15 protein-coding genes are annotated in these 19,188 nt (G+C 37.6%); 9 read left to right on the top strand and 6 right to left on the bottom strand.

Features of this window, described 5'->3' with window-relative positions; genetic code table 11:
• Positions 1-289 precede the first annotated feature (289 nt).
• Positions 290-535: a hypothetical protein gene (locus ACFO7M_RS10745; RefSeq protein WP_379735600.1), complete on the bottom strand. Its 246-nt coding sequence runs from the start codon at positions 533-535 to the stop codon at positions 290-292.
• Positions 536-1,084: 549 nt separating this feature from the next.
• Between ACFO7M_RS10745 and ACFO7M_RS10740 the strand changes: the two genes are divergently transcribed.
• The 7 genes from ACFO7M_RS10740 (at position 1,085) to guaB (ending at position 10,998) form a co-directional block, all read left to right on the top strand.
• Complete coding sequence (locus tag ACFO7M_RS10740) at positions 1,085-2,104, top strand: quinone-dependent dihydroorotate dehydrogenase (RefSeq protein WP_379735599.1); 1,020 nt, start codon at positions 1,085-1,087, stop codon at positions 2,102-2,104.
• A gap of 21 nt (positions 2,105-2,125) precedes the next feature.
• Positions 2,126-2,995 (top strand): hydroxymethylglutaryl-CoA lyase, encoded by an 870-nt coding sequence (locus ACFO7M_RS10735; RefSeq protein WP_379719251.1) that lies wholly within the window; start codon positions 2,126-2,128, stop codon positions 2,993-2,995.
• Positions 2,996-3,226: 231 nt separating this feature from the next.
• A complete protein-coding gene (locus tag ACFO7M_RS10730) occupies positions 3,227-4,477 on the top strand; it encodes a DUF4856 domain-containing protein (protein ID WP_379735597.1) in 1,251 nt (416 codons plus the stop codon).
• 72 nt (positions 4,478-4,549) lie between these two features.
• Positions 4,550-5,665 carry an imelysin family protein gene (locus ACFO7M_RS10725; protein ID WP_379735595.1) on the top strand — a complete coding sequence of 372 codons (1,116 nt, stop codon included), beginning with the start codon at positions 4,550-4,552 and terminating at the stop codon, positions 5,663-5,665.
• 2 nt (positions 5,666-5,667) lie between these two features.
• A complete protein-coding gene (locus ACFO7M_RS10720; RefSeq protein ID WP_379735593.1) occupies positions 5,668-7,023 on the top strand; it encodes an HTTM domain-containing protein in 1,356 nt (451 codons plus the stop codon).
• Entirely contained in the window at positions 7,004-9,445 is a 2,442-nt protein-coding gene (locus tag ACFO7M_RS10715; RefSeq protein WP_379735591.1) for a TonB-dependent receptor domain-containing protein, read from the top strand. Before ACFO7M_RS10720 ends, ACFO7M_RS10715 begins: the two co-directional genes overlap by 20 nt.
• Positions 9,446-9,525: 80 nt before the next feature.
• Positions 9,526-10,998: an IMP dehydrogenase gene (guaB, locus tag ACFO7M_RS10710; protein ID WP_379719233.1), complete on the top strand. Its 1,473-nt coding sequence runs from the start codon at positions 9,526-9,528 to the stop codon at positions 10,996-10,998.
• Between the two features lie 62 nt (positions 10,999-11,060).
• On the opposite strand, the gene ACFO7M_RS10705 is transcribed toward guaB, so the two are convergent.
• Entirely contained in the window at positions 11,061-12,242 is a 1,182-nt protein-coding gene (locus tag ACFO7M_RS10705; RefSeq protein WP_379735590.1) for an MFS transporter, read from the bottom strand.
• A gap of 214 nt (positions 12,243-12,456) precedes the next feature.
• Between ACFO7M_RS10705 and ACFO7M_RS10700 the strand changes: the two genes are divergently transcribed.
• Positions 12,457-13,770 (top strand): ammonium transporter, encoded by a 1,314-nt coding sequence (locus tag ACFO7M_RS10700; protein ID WP_379735588.1) that lies wholly within the window; start codon positions 12,457-12,459, stop codon positions 13,768-13,770.
• Between the two features lie 326 nt (positions 13,771-14,096).
• Here ACFO7M_RS10700 and purB read toward each other — a convergent pair whose 3' ends face one another.
• From purB to ACFO7M_RS10685, 3 genes are all read right to left on the bottom strand, one after another.
• Positions 14,097-15,440 carry an adenylosuccinate lyase gene (gene purB, locus ACFO7M_RS10695; protein WP_379735586.1) on the bottom strand — a complete coding sequence of 448 codons (1,344 nt, stop codon included), beginning with the start codon at positions 15,438-15,440 and terminating at the stop codon, positions 14,097-14,099.
• Between the two features lie 252 nt (positions 15,441-15,692).
• Positions 15,693-16,376, bottom strand: coding sequence for an SIR2 family NAD-dependent protein deacylase (locus ACFO7M_RS10690; protein ID WP_379735584.1), 684 nt, complete (start codon positions 16,374-16,376; stop codon positions 15,693-15,695).
• A gap of 408 nt (positions 16,377-16,784) precedes the next feature.
• Positions 16,785-17,219, bottom strand: coding sequence for a protease inhibitor I42 family protein (locus ACFO7M_RS10685; RefSeq protein WP_379735582.1), 435 nt, complete (start codon positions 17,217-17,219; stop codon positions 16,785-16,787).
• Positions 17,220-17,263: 44 nt separating this feature from the next.
• Here ACFO7M_RS10685 and ACFO7M_RS10680 point away from each other — a divergent pair, with 44 nt between their 5' ends.
• Positions 17,264-17,944, top strand: a complete 681-nt coding sequence (locus ACFO7M_RS10680; protein ID WP_379735580.1) for a TrmH family RNA methyltransferase — start codon at positions 17,264-17,266, stop codon at positions 17,942-17,944.
• Between the two features lie 7 nt (positions 17,945-17,951).
• Here ACFO7M_RS10680 and ACFO7M_RS10675 read toward each other — a convergent pair whose 3' ends face one another.
• Positions 17,952-19,118 carry a WG repeat-containing protein gene (locus ACFO7M_RS10675; protein ID WP_379735578.1) on the bottom strand — a complete coding sequence of 389 codons (1,167 nt, stop codon included), beginning with the start codon at positions 19,116-19,118 and terminating at the stop codon, positions 17,952-17,954.
• Between the last annotated feature and the right edge of the window lie 70 nt (positions 19,119-19,188).

Below are 19,188 nucleotides of genomic sequence, written 5' to 3'. Positions count from 1 at the left end.
ATCAGGCGTGCATTCCATTTCATTTTGTCGGGCTTATAAAAACGTGAATATAAGAATTTTATACCGAATTCACAACCCTGTCAGCGGCGGTTACTGAGCCTGTCGAAGCATCATCGGTGGCTGAGGTTCTCGAAGCCACAAACCCTCACAGTTGTCCGTAATACCTTCATCGCAAGAGGCAAATCCAACATTCCAACAATCCAATAATCGAACAATCCAAATTTCTATTTTCCGCTCTGTTGCAAGGTTTTTTATCCCTTTCTTTGAATAGCTTTTATTGTACGGTACATTATGGCTTCCGCATTTTGCTTTCTCGCTCCTGCGTTTTGTTTTCTCGCCCCTGCAATTTGTTTTTTCGCTCCTGCACTTTGCTTTCTTGCTCCTGCACTTTGCTTTCTCGCTCCTGCATTTTGTTTTCTCGCTCCTGCACTTTGCTTTCTTGCTCCTGCATTTTGCTTTCTCGCTCCTGCACTTTGCTTTTTCGCTCCTGCACTTTGCTTTCTTGCTCCTGCACTTTGCTTTTTCGCTTCCGCATTTTGCTTTCTTGCTTCAGCACTTTGCTTTCTCGCTTCCGCACTCTACTTTTTAACTCCCATCACTCCCAAACCGCAATCCCAACCCGACCTCATAGCATACTCCGTGAAAAACAACGAAAGTACGAAGTGAGAGTGATCCGCGTAGCCGAGGAGGCACGACGAGCGGTTCGGATCATGAAACACTGTACTGAGTTAGTTTTAGGAGTAGATTATGCAGTCTTGACCTTTGCCGTGTCTCGGCCTTAGAAGAGATTTCTGCCTTTCTCGTCATCAGAAGAGATGTCTAGACAAATGAAAAGAAACCACTTTGCACAACGCAGTGAAGCAAATTGCATCGAGAACCTTTTTGAATTCTTCTATTAATGAACGAACTTTCAACATTCAACGTTATAACTTTATAAACAGGGAACACCCGTCAAAGACATACCGCAAACCAATAACCATTAACAACAAACCATCAACCACCATCACTTTGCAACTTTACAACTAAATACCTATTTTTGCCATCGTTTTGAACCCGTTTCAAAAAGAACAACAACACAACAACTATGTACAAACAACTTATTCGTCCACTACTTTTCGGTTTCGATCCCGAAAAAGTGCATCACTTTACCTTTTCAGCAGTTCGTATTGCCAATAAAATTCCAGGTGTAGCGTCCTTACTTCAATCCCTATATCAAGTCAATGATCCTCGTTTGGAGCGCAAAGTCTTCGGACTAACATTCAAAAATCCGGTAGGGCTGGCAGCGGGTTTCGATAAAGATGCCAAACTGTTTCAGGAATTGTCCAACTTCGGATTCGGATTCATCGAAATTGGTACCTTAACGCCAAAAGGACAAGAAGGAAACCCTAAAAAGAGACTTTTTCGCTTATTGGAAGATTCCGCTATTATTAACCGTATGGGTTTCAATAATGGGGGTGTGCTCGAAGCAGTGGAACGACTAAAGAAGAATAATGGGGTACTTATTGGTGGTAACATCGGAAAGAATAAAGTAACGCCCAACGAAGAAGCGGTCAACGATTACGAAATATGCTTCGAAGCCTTATTCGATCATGTAGATTATTTTGTAGTGAATGTGAGTTCTCCCAATACACCGGGGCTACGTGAGTTGCAGGAAAAAGAACCTTTGATTAAATTATTACAAAGGCTACAGGATTTGAATAACCAAAAATCGAACCCGAAGCCTATCTTATTAAAAATCGCTCCTGATTTAACCGATGAACAATTATTGGACATTATAGAAATTGTCAATACCACCAAAATTGCAGGGGTAATCGCTACGAATACTACAATTTCACGCGACGGATTACAATCTCCCAATAAAACAGAAGTGGGCGGATTGTCAGGGAAACCTTTAACGAAACGTGCAACGGAAGTAATTCGATTCCTGTCCGAAAAGAGCAATCAATCGTTCCCGATTATCGGTGTTGGAGGAATTCATACTGCCGAAGATGCTATAGAAAAACTGGAAGCTGGTGCGTCTTTAGTGCAGTTATATACTGGATTTATTTATGAAGGACCGGCATTAATCAAAGCAATCAATAAAAAGATTTTAGAAAAAGCATAAATAGTTTTACTTTTGAAGTCTATGAACGCCGAAAGAATCAAACTCATCGAATGTCCCCGTGATGCTATGCAAGGCATCAAAGATTTTATCCCAACCGATAAAAAAGTACAATACATCCAATCGCTATTGCGTGTGGGGTTTGATACTATCGACTTCGGGAGCTTTGTTTCAGCGAAAGCCATTCCGCAAATGCAGGATACTGCCGAAGTATTAGCGAAACTCGATTTGTCTAAAACCGAGAGTAAGCTTTTGGCTATTATTGCCAATACGCAAGGCGCCGAGAATGCAGCCGTTCATCCCGAAATACAATACTTAGGTTTTCCTTTTTCTATTTCTGAAAACTTCCAGATGCGGAATACGCATAAAACCATTGCGGAGTCCTTGGTAACTTTAGATGAAATACTCAACATCGCCGATAAATCCAATAAGGAAGTAGTGACGTATATTTCAATGGGCTTTGGTAATCCTTATGGTGATCCTTGGAATGTGGAGATTGTAGGGGAGTGGACAGAAAAATTAGCCAACAGAGGCGTGAAGATTCTCTCGCTTTCCGATACCGTTGGTTCTTCAACTCCCGAAGTCATCGATTATTTGTTCTCTAATCTCATCCCTAAATACCCAAACATCGAATTTGGTGCTCATTTGCATACTACGCCAGACAAATGGCATGAAAAAGTAGATGCGGCCTACAAGGCAGGATGTAAACGCTTCGATGGAGCTATTCAAGGTTTTGGCGGCTGCCCAATGGCTACCGATAAATTAACAGGGAATATGCCTACAGAAAAGTTGTTGTCGTATTTCACTACACAAAAAGCCGATCATAACTTAAGTGCTATGAGTTTTGAAAGCGCGTATAACGAAGCCTTGAAGATTTTTACAGTATACCATTAATTAAAATGTTGTAGAGTCGTACTTCGACTTGGTTTACTTAGTTGTAACTCTTACTTTTTTTGTAATTCTAAAAAGGAACGTTGTTGTGTTGTTTTCAATAGCTTGATTAACAATGCGTTTTGAATTTTGTTAATTACTATTTAAAAATAATCTAAATAATTTTTGTCTTATTTAGAATGAGTCTTTATCTTTGCGGCAAATTATTTTAATTCAATCTAAATAAAATACTATATGAACTTTAAAAAAGTCCTTTTAGCTTCTCTACCAGTTATGGCTTTATTCGCAACATCATGTTCAAATGATGATAACGAGCAACAATTCGAATATACAGTTCCCGAAACCTATACTTTCCAAAATGAGGGTGTTACTTCTGTGTATTTTGAAGGACAAACGAATAGATTGTTAATGTTGCAGGAAATGGGTAATTATATCAGAGATAATGCTGCTGCAGGTACTGCCGTAGATGATGCTAAATTGTCGGATATGTTCACGAATACCAATACACCATTTACTAGTACCGATTTAAATAACGCTACTGACAAACAGTTGAAAAACAAAACTGCAGCTTCTAAAGATTTCTTCGTGAATTTAAAAGGTGGTGGATCAATTGCAGAACAAACTTCAGTTAGAGGTTTCTTTGAAACACAGTTTGACAATGCTGAAGCCGCAAGTCAAGGAGTGGCTGCTTCTGCAGGTGTTGCCGGTTTTTATTTAGATGGTTCTTCTAAAAGATTGTACGCGGCTAACGGTTTGGAGCCACAACAAGTATTCTTAAAAGGAATGATGGGAGCTTGTTTGTTAGACCAAGTGGTAAACAACTACTTAAGTGTAGATGTTCTTGATGAAGGGACAAACAGAAAAGACAACGATGATAAAGTGTTTATTGAGTTAAAAGACGGGGATAATATTGTTACGCATAGATACACTAAAATGGAACACCTTTGGGATGAGGCTTACGGGTACATCTACGGTGCAGGTGGTGGAAAATACTGGGATAGCTATATCAACCAAGTAAATGCTGATGCGGATTTCAATACTCTAAAAGCGGATATCAACGCGGCTTTCAGAAAAGGTAGAGCAGCTATTACTGCAGGTGATTACAAAACACGTAACGAGCAAATCAATATCATTAAAGAAAAATTAGCTTTGGTTCCTGCGGTAAGAGCAGTATACTATTTAAAAGAAGGAAAAGCAAAATTAACTGCTGGTGATAATGGTATTAAAGCATTCCACGCTTTATCAGAAGGATATGGTTTCATCATGAGCTTACGTTATACAAACAAGCCTGGGACTAATAATCCATACATGACCAAAACTGAAGTAGATGCGATCTTAACGGAGTTAATGGCGGGTAAAGGAACAGTTGCAGATCCTAGACCAGGTCTATGGGATATTGATTACTTGAATACTCATATCGATGGTTTAGCAGAAAAAATCGCAACTAAATTCGGATTTACTGTAGCTCAGGCGCAGTCATTATAATTTCATAAATTAAAAAAAGGCAGAAGAAGTAATTCCTCTGCTTTTTTGTAACTTTGCAAAAATTTTCAAAAAATGAAAAAAATAGTAGCTTTATTCAGTTTTCTTTCTGTCATTATTGCTTGTTCTTCAGGTGATGGTGGTTCAGAATCTTCAGGCGATGGTTACAATAGAACCGATTTGCTAACAAGCTGGGCTGATAATATTATCATTCCTTCGTTTGAAAATTACCAAACCAAGGTTACAACGTTACAATCTAAAGTTTCTGACTTTAATGCTGCTCCTTCTACTGCTGGATTGACAGAAGTAAGAACAGCATGGTTGGAAGCCTATAAAGCGTTTCAATATGTTTCTATCTTTGAAATTGGTAAAGCGGAAGAAATAAGCTTCGTAAGCTTCACTAATATTTATCCAACAGATGCTACGGGTATTGAAGCGAATATTGCTGCAGGAGGTTATAATTTAACTTCTTTAACTCAAATCAGTAGACAAGGTTTTCCAGCATTCGATTATATGATCAATGGCTTAGGTACAGATGATACTACTATCGTTGGTTTTTATACTACGAATTCAAATGCAGTGAAATACAAACAATATTTAACTGATTTGTCTGCTCGATTGAAAAGTAATGCAGATTTGTTAACTAACGATTGGAAAGGAGCTTACAGAAATACTTTCATCGCAAGTAACGGTAATACTGCAAGTAGTTCTGTAAACCGAATGGTTAATATTTTTGTAAAGAATTATGAAAAGAATGTACGTGCCGGAAAAGTAGGGATTCCTGCAGGTGTGTACTCAAGTGGTACTACATTTGCTGGTAAAGTAGAAGGATATTACAAAAATGATATTTCTAAAGTACTATTGAATGAAGGGGTAAAAGCAACTCAAGATTTCTTTAATGGTAAATACTTTGCTTCTGCAACAACAAGTCACGGTTTGAAAGCGTATTTGGATTACTTGAATGTAATGAAAAATGGTCAGAAACTAAGTGATATCATCAATAATCAGTTTACCACTATTTTCAATACGAATGCACAGTTAAACGATAGTTTCTCTGAACAAGTTACTTTGGATAACTCTAAGATGATTACTGCTTTTGACCAATTGCAATGGAATGTTGTCTATTTTAAAACCGACATGATGCCGGCTTTAAATATCACAGTGGATTATGTTGATGCTGATGGCGACTAATCATGATTGAACAGTTTAAAAATTATTTAAATACTACAACAGAAACCGCAACGCTAGCTTTTTTCAGGCTGGCGTTTGGTTTAATGATGCTTTTTAGTATTATCCGCTTTGCCTCTTACGACTGGATCGATAAATTGTACATTAAACCGAAATTCCATTTTACTTATTATGGTTTTGGTTGGGTAAAACCATTAGGGGATTTTACCTATGTTTTATTTTTTATCTGTGGCGTATCGGCACTTTTTGTTGCTATAGGTTACAAATACAAAATGGCTATAACGACGTTCTTCTTGAGTTTTACTTATATCGAACTTATCGATAAAACAACGTATCTAAATCACTACTATTTTATTTCTGTAGTGGCTTTCTTGTTGATTTTTTTGCCAGCCAATGCATCGTATTCAGTGGATGCCTATAAGCATAAGGAATTGTTATTCCAACGTGTTCCAAGATGGACCGTCGATGCTATCAAAATTATCCTGGGTATTGTCTACTTTTACGCTGGTTTAGCAAAACTCAATTCAGATTGGTTGTTGGAGGCGATGCCACTTAAAATGTGGTTACCCATGAATGCCGGAATGCCAATTGTTGGTCCGTTTTTGAAGGAAAATTGGGCGCACTATGCCTTCAGCTGGTGTGGAGCCTTATATGATTTATCCATTCCGTTTTTATTGTTATACAGAAGAACTAGAATTTTCGGTTTTATATTGGTGGTGTTCTTCCACGTCTTTACTAAAATGCTATTCCCAATCGGGGTTTTTCCTTACGTGATGATTATCAGTACGCTTATTTTCTTTTCCTCCGATTTTCATAAAAGGGTTTTGCAAAAGATACTAAAGTGGTTGCGAGTCGATGGAGGTGTATTTGAAAATGATAATGTTATACCAATAATTGCTAAACCTAAAATGTATATAGTAGCTGCATTGTTGCTAATACAGTTGGTTTTTCCATTCCGCTATCTGGCTTATCCAGATGAGTTGTTTTGGACCGAAGAAGGGTTTCGTTTCTCGTGGCGTGTAATGCTAATGGAAAAGTCGGGTTATACTCAATTTAAAGTTACCGATGCGAAAACTAAACAGACACTATTTGTAGAAAATAGCGAATTTCTAACGCCCTTTCAGGAAAAACAAATGGCTTTTCAACCTGACTTTATCTTAGAGTACGCGCATTTTTTACATGATTATTATAAAAAAATGGGGTATGCAAGCCCCGAAGTTCGAGTGGAAAGCTATGTTGCGCTCAACGGACGTTTAAGCCAAAGATATATCGATCCAAATGTCGATTTGGCCAAAGAAAAAGAATCATTCAAACACAAAACGTGGATACTTCCATTTACAGATGAAATTAAAGGATTATAAATTTTTAGTTGTTCTATTGTTATTAACTTGTAAAGGATTTGCTCAAAATGCAATTTCTGGAACTGTACTATCTTCTAATGGTTTGAAATTAGAATATGTTGAGGTTTTTGATAAGAATAGTGGTTACAAAACGAATACTGATAAAGAAGGAAATTTTGTTGTTCCTGTAAAGGATTCTAAAGAACACCAATTGGTCTTCTATAAAGACAATTTTCAAATGGTTGAAAAATCTTTTACTGCTACTTCAACTAAAAATACCGTGATCTTGGAAAAATTGACACACTTGTCAGAAGTGGTAATTAGTAAGCAACGCGATAAATTCACATCCGTTCGTAAATTGAAGGATATTGAAGAAACGGCTATTTATGCTGGTAAGAAGACCGAAGTGGTGCAGGTGAATAAACTTACTGCCAACAAGGCTACTAATAATGCGCGTCAGATTTTTTCCCAAGTGGTAGGTTTGACCATCAATGAAAGTAACGATGGTGGTTTGCAGCTTTCTATAGGTGGCCGAGGATTGGATCCTAACCGAACTTCTAATTTCAATACACGTCAGAATGATTATGATATCAGTGCCGATGTATTGGGTTATCCGGAAAGTTATTATGCAACTCCAACCGAAGCCTTGGAAGAAATTCAAATTGTACGTGGAGCAGCATCGTTGCAATATGGTACTCAGTTTGGTGGTATGGTTAACTTTAAATTAAAAAAACCGGCTCAAAAAGAAATGGAAGTAACGAGTCGTTTTACAGGTGCTACTTACGGTTTCTATTCGAATTTCACCAGCTTAAGCGGAACGAAAGGTAAATTTAGTTACTATTCTTTTTACAATTATAAACAAGGTGATGGTTTCCGTCCGAATTCTAATTTTGATGCAAAAACATTCTTTGCTAATCTGAATTATCAGTTTACTCCAAAAACTTCATTGCATTTCGACTATACACACTTTGATTATCTCGCGAAACAGGCAGGTGGTTTAACTGATTTTATGTTCAATCAGGATCCAACGCAAAGTAATCGTTCGAGAAACTGGTTTGATATCAATTGGAATCTTTTCGCACTGCGCTTCAAACATAAATTTGATAACGATGCCGATGTTTCGGTTCAATTTTTTGGATTGGATGCATCCAGAAAAGCATTGGGGTATCGATCGAATCGTGTCTCGAATGCAGATGTTCCAGGAACTGAACGCGATTTGATTATTGGTGAATTTGTCAATTGGGGTGTGGAAACGCGTTACTTGAAAAAATACAATCTATTGGGTAATAGTAGTGCATTTTTATTGGGAGCTAAATATTATCAATCGGATAATTCCGGACTTCAAGGACCGGGAAGCTCAGGAAGCGATGCGGATTTTGAACTGGCTACCGATGAGTTTCCTTTCTACGGAACTCAATCATCCTATAAGTATCCCAACTTGAATATTGCGCTTTTTGGAGAGAATATTTTTAGACTATCTCCAGTGTTTTCAATCACGCCGGGTTTCCGTTATGAAGTGATTAAAACACAAGCTAACGGAAGCTATAGAAGAATCAATCGCGATCTAGCAGGAAATGTTATTTTGGATGAGACTTTTACTGAAAATAATGTGAAAGAGAGAAACTTCTTATTGCTGGGAGTTGGGCTAAGCTATAAACCGAAAGGGAATACAGTGGAGTTTTATGGGAATGTTTCTCAAAACTATCGTTCGGTTACGTTTAACGATATTCGAACCGCAAGTGCAGGTCAGGCTATTGATGAAAATATTACCGATGAGAAAGGATATAGTTCTGATTTCGGAGCAAGAGGTAGAATTGGTACTACAATTACGTTTGACGTAAGTGCTTTCGGATTGTATTATGATGATAAAATTGGAGAATTTGAAGCTCGGAATCCTGACGGTTCCAATACAACGGTTCGATTGAGAGATAATGTCGGAACGGGTATAACTTACGGATTAGAGTCGATTGTGAACTGGAATTTGCAAAAAACATTCTTTAAAGGAAATGAAAATTTGGCCTGGGAAATTTTCTCCAATACGTCTATAACACAATCGGAATATTTAAAATCCGACCGACCGAATGTGAAAGGGAATAAAGTAGAATTTGTACCATTGTATAATGTTAAGATGGGTATGGGTGTTGGTTATAAAAACTTTTTAACCAGTACGCAACTAAGCTATGTGTCTTCTCAATTCACAGATGCTTACAACAGAACTACAGATCCTAATGACAACACCTATGGTATTTTCGGCGAAATCCCTTCCTATTATGTGATGGATTTTTCAGCATCGTATAAGTGGAAGCGTTTCAAATTGGAAGCAGGAATTAATAACGTAACCAATAACTGGTATTTTACAAGAAGAGCAACAGGATACCCTGGACCTGGAATCATTCCTTCAGAACCACGAGTATTGTATACCACATTGGAATTTGTTTTTTAAAGAGAAGTTAAAACGGTTTTTCTCGTTCAGATAATTTTACTATATTTGCATGCAATTTAACTACAACTACAAATTGCAACATGAAAGCACACACTGCTAAAATTGTCGGAGAAGGTTTAACCTATGACGACGTTCTGTTGGTTCCTAACTATTCAGAAATTCTCCCTCGCGAAGTAAGTATCAAAACGAAATTCTCAAAAAACATTACATTAAATACGCCTATTGTATCTGCTGCTATGGATACGGTAACTGAAAGCGCTATGGCTATTGCTATGGCTCAAGAAGGCGGTATTGGTGTGTTGCATAAAAACATGTCAATTAAAAAGCAGGCAGCTGAAGTACGCAAAGTAAAACGTGCGGAAAGCGGTATGATTATCGATCCTGTTACTTTGCCTTTGACTGCTACTGTTGGTGATGCAAAACAGGTGATGCGTGAATTTAGTATCGGCGGTATACCTGTTGTAGATGAAAGTCAAGAATTGAAAGGAATCGTTACGAATCGCGATTTGCGTTTCGAAAAGAATAATGAAAGAGCAATTACCGAAGTAATGACTTCTCAAAACCTGGTAACTGCTCCTGAAGGAACTACCTTAGCTCAAGCTGAAGAGATTCTGCAAGGCAATAAAATTGAAAAACTTCCCGTAGTTAATGCGGATTATAAATTAGTCGGCTTAATCACTTTCAGAGATATTACCAAACTTACTCAAAAGCCAAATGCCAATAAAGATCAGTTCGGACGTTTACGTGTTGCTGCTGCTTTAGGTGTTACTGCCGATGCGGTTGATAGAGCCGAAGCTTTAGTAAATGCAGGTGTAGATGCTGTAATTATTGATACAGCTCACGGACATACAAAAGGTGTGGTGGACGTATTAAAATTGGTAAAAGCTAAATTTCCTCAATTGGATGTTGTAGTGGGTAATATTGCTACTCCGGAAGCAGCTTTGTATCTAGCTGAAAATGGTGCCGATGCTGTTAAAGTGGGTATCGGACCGGGTTCTATTTGTACTACTCGTGTAGTGGCTGGTGTAGGTTTTCCTCAATTTTCAGCGGTGTTGGAAGTGGCTGCTGCTCTACGTGGTACTGGTGTTCCTGTTATTGCTGATGGTGGTATCCGTTATACGGGTGATATTCCTAAAGCAATTGCTGCAGGCGCTGATTGTGTGATGTTGGGTTCTTTATTGGCTGGTACCAAAGAATCTCCAGGTGAAACCATCATTTTCGAAGGTAGAAAATTCAAATCGTACCGTGGAATGGGTTCTGTAGAAGCGATGAAAGAAGGTTCAAAAGATCGTTATTTCCAAGATGTGGAAGACGATGTGAAAAAACTAGTTCCGGAAGGTATCGTTGGTCGGGTTCCTTACAAAGGAGAATTGAACGAAAGTATGTTGCAGTTTGTTGGCGGACTTCGTGCCGGAATGGGGTATTGTGGTGCTAAAGACATCGAAACATTACAAACTACAGGTCGTTTCGTTAGAATCACTGCTAGCGGAATTGGTGAAAGCCATCCGCATAACGTGACCATTACAAAAGAAGCACCTAATTATTCAAGATAATATTTGTAAGCTATTCATACCAAAAGGGATTCGTTGAACGAATCCCTTTTTTAATGTTTTTTTCAAATGGAGGTAATTGCCTTTTTCTTGTTCAGATAAATGACAACAAGTAGGCTGATGCCAATTAAAGTGGCTAATACAATACTTGGCTTGAAATAATTTGGTAGTAAATAACCATTGGTAAATGCGGCCGAAATTAGAAATGACGGTAGTAATAACAACGTTTGGGTTAAAGCCAGATACTTGGGATTGGTATTTTTGGTGACAACAGAAAGAAGAATTGGGCTTATTAGGTTTTCAGCCAATGTTATCAATAAACTTGATGCAATAAGATCGGGAATGTTTTCTCCGATAAATGCATATACAGACATTGTGATTGCGACGAATAGGAAGCCGATACTTAATTTTATTTTAGAATCTAAATAATAAAAGGACCAAATAACACTAAAGAAGATTCCAACAGGTAGTATAAATACGGTATTAATACTGTAGATATAGGCAAATTCATTAAATGTTGAAGTATTTCTTAGGTTACTTATGATTTCATAAAATCGATCACTATAGGTATTGTATAAATACCAAAATGAAATTGAAAGGAAGACTGAAAATAATATACGCAAAGCTTTTTTGTTAGTATCACCTGGAATTAAAACGAATTGCTGTTCGTTGTTTTTTGAATCAATGCAAAATGAAATAATGATAGAAACCAACATGAAAACTGAGCTGGTTATTAAACCCAATAGGTAATTGTTTGATACAATCATCATTAGGAGGTATGCTCCTAGTATTGCGCCAATATTGATGGAGGTGTAAAAGGAGGTAAAGGCACCATCCATGATTGCCTTTTTGTTGTGATACAGTTTTCCAAATTGGGCAAGTAAATTGGGTGAAAATAAGCCTGAACCTAATGATAATAAACCTAAGCCAAGGTATAGCCCCAGAGATGTTGGAACCAAGAGTACCAAAGTTCCAATCAATTGTAAGCAACCCCCAATAAGTTGCGCTCTTCTGTTTCCGATCAATAAATCACCTAAAAGTGCTCCTAAAATTTGAGATATAATGATGCTAGAGGCAAAGATGCCGTAGATTTTTACTGCTTCATCTTGATGTAGATGTAAGTTTTCTAACATATATAAGACCAAAAAGCTTCTGATTCCATAATAAGAAGTTCTTTCAAAAACTTTGGATAGCATATATAAATAGGATTCTTTGGAGTGGCTTTGGTCTTTTGATAGGGTTTTCATAGTATGAAATGGATTGGATTCAAATATAGGAGTTTATTATCTGAAAAAGAAAATACGGTTGTTTTGCATTGCTTAATTCTTATTTTTTCAATTATTAATTTTTGATACCCTATTTTTTAACGGGGTAAATCTTTAAAATAATAAAAGTACAATTGTAATTAGGTTGTTTTTGATGGGTGTAATATATTTAAAATGATTTTTAAATGTTTTGCCTATGAAAAGAAAGTTTTTTTTAGCTTTTGTTCTAGTAACATTGGCGTTCGTCTCTTTGTTGGTTGATTTTGAATCATCTAACACGATCAATTCCACTAAAGTACAATTTGACAGCGGTGATACGGCTTGGATGATTGTCGCTACTGCATTGGTCTTATTAATGACTCCAGGCTTAGGGTTTTTCTACGGCGGAATGGTCGGAAAGAAAAATGTGATTAGTACGATGCTCCAAAGTTTTATGGCTATGGTGATCGTGAGTATTTTGTGGGTTATTGTTGGTTACGGATTATCATTTGGCGATTCATGGTACGGTATCGTAGGAAATCCATTGGATAATTTATTCTTTAATAATGTTGGGATAAACTCCTCTTGGGGATTGGCACCCACTATTCCGTTGCTTTTGTTTGCTTTATTTCAAGCGAAGTTTGCCATTATTACACCGGCTTTGATAACAGGTGCTTTTGCCGAACGAATTCGGTTCTGGGCGTATTTACTCTTTATGGTTTTGTTCATCTTATTGGTTTATGCTCCTCTAACGCACTGTGCGTGGCATCCTGACGGAATTTTCTTTAACATGGGTGTACTTGATTTTGCAGGAGGTGTGGCTGTTCACATGAGCGCCGGATGGGCTGCATTAGCCGGAGCCATGTTCTTAGGGAAACGTAAAAATCCTAAAAATAATCCAGCACGAATAACCTATGTTCTTTTAGGTACAGGCTTACTATGGTTTGGATGGTTCGGATTCAATGCTGGTTCTGCAATGGGAGCTAATCCATTGGCGGTTCAGGCATTGTCAACCACCACGGTAGCAGCTGCAACTGCTTCCATGACCTGGGTTTTCTTCGATAAAATACTCGGACATAAACTATCCGCTATGGGAGCCTGTATCGGTGCTGTTGTAGGCTTAGTAGCCATTACGCCGGCAGCCGGATTTGTTAGCATTCCTCACGCCATATTCATCGGTTTGATTAGTAGTATAGTGAGTAATATAGTGGTTCTAAAATTCCCTAAAGGAAAGATTGATGATGCACTGGATGTGTTCAGTTGTCATGGAGTAGGTGGTATGGTGGGAATGGTGCTTACTGGAGTCTTCGCATCGAAGAAAATCAATCCCGCAATTGAATACGAAGGGTTGTTCTTCGGTGAAACAAAATTATTTGTCAATCATATAATTGTATTGGTCATCGTTGCTGTTTTCTCTTTTGTGATGTCGTATTTGTTGTTTTTTGTAGTCAATAAAATTACGCCATTAAGAGTGAGTGAAGACAAAGAAGAACTTGGTTTGGATATCACACAACATGGAGAATATTTGTAAGTGCGCTATAACAGAAAATCCACAATTGTAGTTGTGGATTTTTAGCTTAATTACTTCTTTGACACAGAAAATTAAGGACTCAATACCTTGTAGCCGGGTATTGAAAAAATTAGTGTTACTATTTAATACGCTTATTGCAATAGTCAAATCAATCAGGAATGCACTTAACCGCTGCTTTCCTACAATAAAAGTAGCAACTTTAGGAAGTAGTATTGTACGGTTTTTCCTTTTAAAATGTTAAACTTATTGATTGTTTTTCAGGGAGTTAGTTTAAAAAGAAATCCCGCTAAGGATATTAGCGGGATTTTGTATTGTATAAAAAAGGATTAAATTCCTAAATAATTACTGGGTGTGATTGCTTTCAATTCTGCTTTGATGCTATCGGAAACCTGCAGGGTTTCAATAAATGCATGAATCGATTCTTTGTTGATGACCGAATTCGTTCTGGTCAAATCTTTCAGTGCTTCGTACGGATTCGGATAACCTTCTCTTCTTAGAATGGTTTGAATCGCCTCGGCAACTACTGCCCAGTTTTTCTCTAAGTCTTCAGCAAACTTGTCTTCGTTTAAAAGCAATTTGTTCAATCCTTTTAAAGTCGCTTCAAAAGCAATGATAGTATGCCCCATTGGAACTCCAATGTTTCTCAATACGGTACTGTCAGTCAAATCACGTTGCAATCTCGAAATAGGCAATTTCGCCGATAAATGTTCGAAGATCGCATTGGCAATTCCTAAATTCCCTTCCGAGTTTTCAAAATCAATCGGGTTAACTTTATGTGGCATCGCAGAAGATCCAATCTCTCCGGCTTTGATTTTCTGTTTGAAATAATCCATCGAAACATACGTCCAGATATCTCTGTCCAAATCAATTAAGATGGTATTGATACGCTTCAATGCATCAAAAAAGGCAGCAAAATGATCGTAATGTTCAATCTGAGTTGTAGGGAACGAATGGTGTAATCCTAATACTTCCTCTACGAATTGCGTTCCAAAAGCCTTCCAGTCGTTCGAAGGATAGGCTACTTTGTGTGCGTTGTAGTTTCCGGTAGCACCACCAAACTTAGCACCGAACGGAATGTTGTACAACAAACGCATTTGCTCTTCCAAACGCTCCACAAATACCAAAATTTCTTTTCCTAAACGGGTAGGAGAGGCCGGTTGCCCGTGTGTTCTGGCTAACATTGGAATGTTTGCCCATTCTACACTTAATTCTTTCAGTTTGGAAACTACATTCATCAACGAAGGAAGGTATACTTTTTCATAAGCTTCTTTTGTCGATAATGGAATAGCAGTATTGTTGATGTCTTGTGAGGTTAGTCCGAAGTGGATAAACTCTTTGAATTGTTGTAAACCTAAAGTATCAAATTTTGATTTGATGAAGTATTCAACTGCTTTAACGTCGTGATTGGTTGTTTTCTCCGTTTCTTTAATCCATAACGCATCTTCGGTTGAAAAATCTTCATAGATCTTTCTCAAATCGGCATACAAACTTTTTGCCACACCACTTAGTTGTGGAATACCGGCATCGCAAAGTGCAATGAAATATTCTACTTCAACCAATACGCGGTATTTGATTAACGCTTCTTCAGAAAAATAAGGGGAAAGTGAAACAGTTTTATTTCTATAACGACCGTCAATAGGCGAAATAGCATTCAATTCAGTTAGTTGCATTGTGTTGTGTGTTGTTTAAGAAAGCGCAAAAATAGTTATAAGTTATGAGTTATAAGTTATGAGTTGTTATTTTTTTGTTAGTATTTAGTCCTTAGTTCTTAGTCCATAGTGCATGGTAATTATTCTTCAATAATGAATTTTTATTCCATAAAATGATGAAACAAATTTCTTGTGATGAAATTATTTGCCTTGTTAAGAAACGCTAAGCGCTATGTGCTAAGCGCTAAAGTCTATTCACTCACAACTCATAACTCATAATTTATAACTCCTAACTTTCTCAAGTCCTTCACTTGCACTCATCGCTAGTACTTTTAGAGGATTGGCCAAATCGTAAATGGTTGCAGGCTTCGGGTCGATATAATACACCGGAACATGAGGTTGTGCATAGTGCATCAATCCGGCGGCAGGATATACCTGTAAGGAAGTACCAATGATTATTACCACGTCTGCCTCCTCCATCATCGGAATGGCGTCTTCAATGGCAGGAACCGCTTCACCAAACCAAACAATGTGCGGACGTAATTGGTGACCATTAGCATCGGTTTCGCCCAAATGCAAATCTTCGGTCCAATCCAGTATATACTGTTCATCGGCAACACTTCGTACTTTGGTCAGTTCGCCATGCAAATGCAAAATGGTGGTACTTCCTGCTTTCTCGTGCAGGTTGTCTACGTTTTGGGTGATAATCTGTACTTCGTATTCCTGTTCCATTTCGGCTAGAATCTCGTGTCCGCGATTGGGTTTTACTTCCTTCAACTGTGCTCTGCGCTTATTGTAAAAATCCAAGACTAAAGCCGGATTTTTGCGCCAGCCTTCGGGCGAAGCCACGTCCATGATATCGTGGTTTTCCCACAATCCGTTCGAATCTCTAAACGTATTGATACCACTTTCGGCACTCATGCCGGCTCCGGTTAAAACTACTATTTTCTTTTTCATATTTACTATTTTGGGCGTGTCCCTGCGGGTCAGGCTATGCGCTGCAAGTCCTCGTTCGTTCCTCACTGTGGGCTTTCCGCTTAACTTGTCTCGTCCTCAGACGAGATCCTTCACGCAATTTACTCAAAATAGTAGTAGGGTAACGTGAACTATAAACTAAAAGATGAGAACTAGTTATTAAGTAACGTGAACTATAAACTAAAAGATGAGAACTAGTTACTAAGTAACGTGAACTATAAACTAAAAGATGAGAACTAGTTATTAAGTAACGTGAACTATAAACTAAAAGATGAGAACTAGTTATTAAGTAACGTGAACTATAAACTAAAAGATGTGAACTAGTTACTTAGTTTGGTGAACTACGAATCGAGTTTGGTGAACTCGTTATTAAGTAAGTAGAATTCTTTTTTAGTACTCTACTGTAATAACAAAACGATTGTGAGGTGCTGTATTGGTTTCGTTGAAGTCATTGCAACTTTTCCCTTCTCTGGCGGTTGGGCAGGCCGCTACTTTCAAAGTGTCTATTCCTTTGGAAACCGCACTAAACGTATATACCATTGTTCCCCCAGCTCCAACATAGCCCATTGTTTCATTCCAACTGGGATGGTATTCGGATTGGATTAATTGAACATGTTTGAAATGCTGTTCGTTGATCCAACAATTGGAATAACCTGTCGATCCATTGGTGATTAATTCTATTTGGAATGTTTCTCCAATACTACAGTTTTTTTCTCCGTTTTCACCTGGCTTGTAGTAGTCTTTAGTTGTCCAAAAATGGATAGTAAGTACAACAGCAAGTACAGTTAGGGTTATAATACCGAACCATTTTATTGTTTTGTTCACTTTTTACGCTTTATTTTGCCGAAAATACATAAATACCATTCAAAATGCAATCGTTATTCCAGGACGAAAACTATTTACGTTATTTAGAAGGTTTCATCACCGAAAGCCGCAAAGAGGGTTTTTTGAGAGTCTTATCACAGCGCACCAAACATTTTACTGTAGTTTGTGAAGATGTGTACCAATTGCACAATACAAGTGCCGTAATGCGCAGTTGTGAAGTGTTCGGGATTCAGGAATTGCATGTAGTAGAGCAGCGATTTGGAAAAGCCATCGATAAGGAAATTGCATTGGGCGCCGAAAAATGGGTAGACATTCACCGTTTTGGGAACAATCAGGATTGTATTACCAATTTAAAAGAAAGAGGATATCAAATCATAGCCACTACACCGCACGAAAACGACTGTTTGCTGGAAGACTTTGACATTTCAAAACCTTCGGCTTTGTTTTTCGGAACCGAACGTCATGGTTTGTCCGATGAGGTGCTGTCGCAAGCGGATGGTTTTATGAAAATCCCAATGGTGGGCTTCACCGAAAGTTTGAACATATCGGTTTCAGCGGCCATAATACTCCAGAATGTCTCAACCCGATTGCGTCATTCCGATATACCATGGCAACTCACCGAAGCCGAATTGCTGGAAAAACGCATCGATTGGACCCGAAAATCCATCAAAGATATTGATTTTATTACCCAGAAGTATTTGGAGTCGTTACACAGCCAAAAGTAGTTGTCTATTAGTTTTTAAAATATTCAACGCCATTTTCTCCTACAAAACCAATGGTTCCATCAGGATTCTTTACTTTAAATACGGTAAAATTCCACGCCCTAGAAATTGGTATTGAATGGTATTCTAGGATATCGGCATATTTGGCTGGGATGTATTTGTAGTAATTGTTAAAGTAAAAGATGCCTTTTTTGCCCGATTGTACAAATACAAAGTTGGATACCTTTCTATCGTAGTACAAATCATCAATAGCAAAGGTGTTGATTTTCTCAAAGCGATTGTTTAATACTGTTATTTCATTGTTTTTGATTGCTTTAAAATAGATTTTTTCAAGCAAGAATGTTTCAATGTTGTCGTATTCGACAGCTAGTACTAACGCTTCTTTTTCGATATCAAAAACGCCTACTTTGTTGTTTGAATATACCAAATAGAAATTCGAATTTCTTACACTTTCTATTTTGTCATACTGTTTGAATAGTCGTTTTTCGTCATGGGAGTTCAAACCTCTTATATCGATATCAGAAATTGTTTTCGTTAATACAACGTCATCTTCTTCGTTCGTTTGGCTTTTTGCCATTACCATTTGATCCTCGATATAGCCTTCTTTCCGATCGGCATCTTGATAATACCATTTGAACTTCAAATGGGTTTTGATTAGAGTATCGTATCGGCTATCTCGATGTAAGGTAATGTATTGAATTGGTACGATAGTCTTATTAAAGTAATTGACTACGCCGAATTTGTTGTCTTTTTTGACAATTACCCGCCCCTCAATATCCGGAAATAACTCGTCGTATTCGGGTAAGGATTTCTCTTTTTCACTAAAGCAAAACCCCATTTTGTTGTTTTTGTACAATTCAATCATCTTACTGTTATAAGGATTGATTTTGACGAAATCATAGGCTTTGGTTGGTGCTAGTACTAATTGATTCTTTTGATCAACCACAAAGAATTCATTGTTTTTTTTGGCAACAAATCTTCCCAAGTTGAATTCAAAAATAGAATAGTTCATATCGACTAACTCATCAAAATAAGGAGCAACAATTGTTTTTCCGAGGGTATCGCAAAATCCCCACTTGTTCCCATCACGGTAAGGAATTATTGGGCGGGTTTTTACTTGTGCCAATAGCAATGATGTAAATAATAAGGCAAATACGGCTATGATTTTTTTGAACATATGGGTTGTTACTATGTAAAAAAGGTTGATTTTAACTCGGATTAATTTCTTCTTTATGCCATGCATTAGA

Source organism: Flavobacterium sp. GCM10023249 (genome assembly GCF_042653365.1).
Lineage (GTDB): Bacteria > Bacteroidota > Bacteroidia > Flavobacteriales > Flavobacteriaceae > Flavobacterium.
Note: the sequence above shows the minus strand (reverse complement) of the source record. Positions and strands in the feature narration are given on the sequence as shown.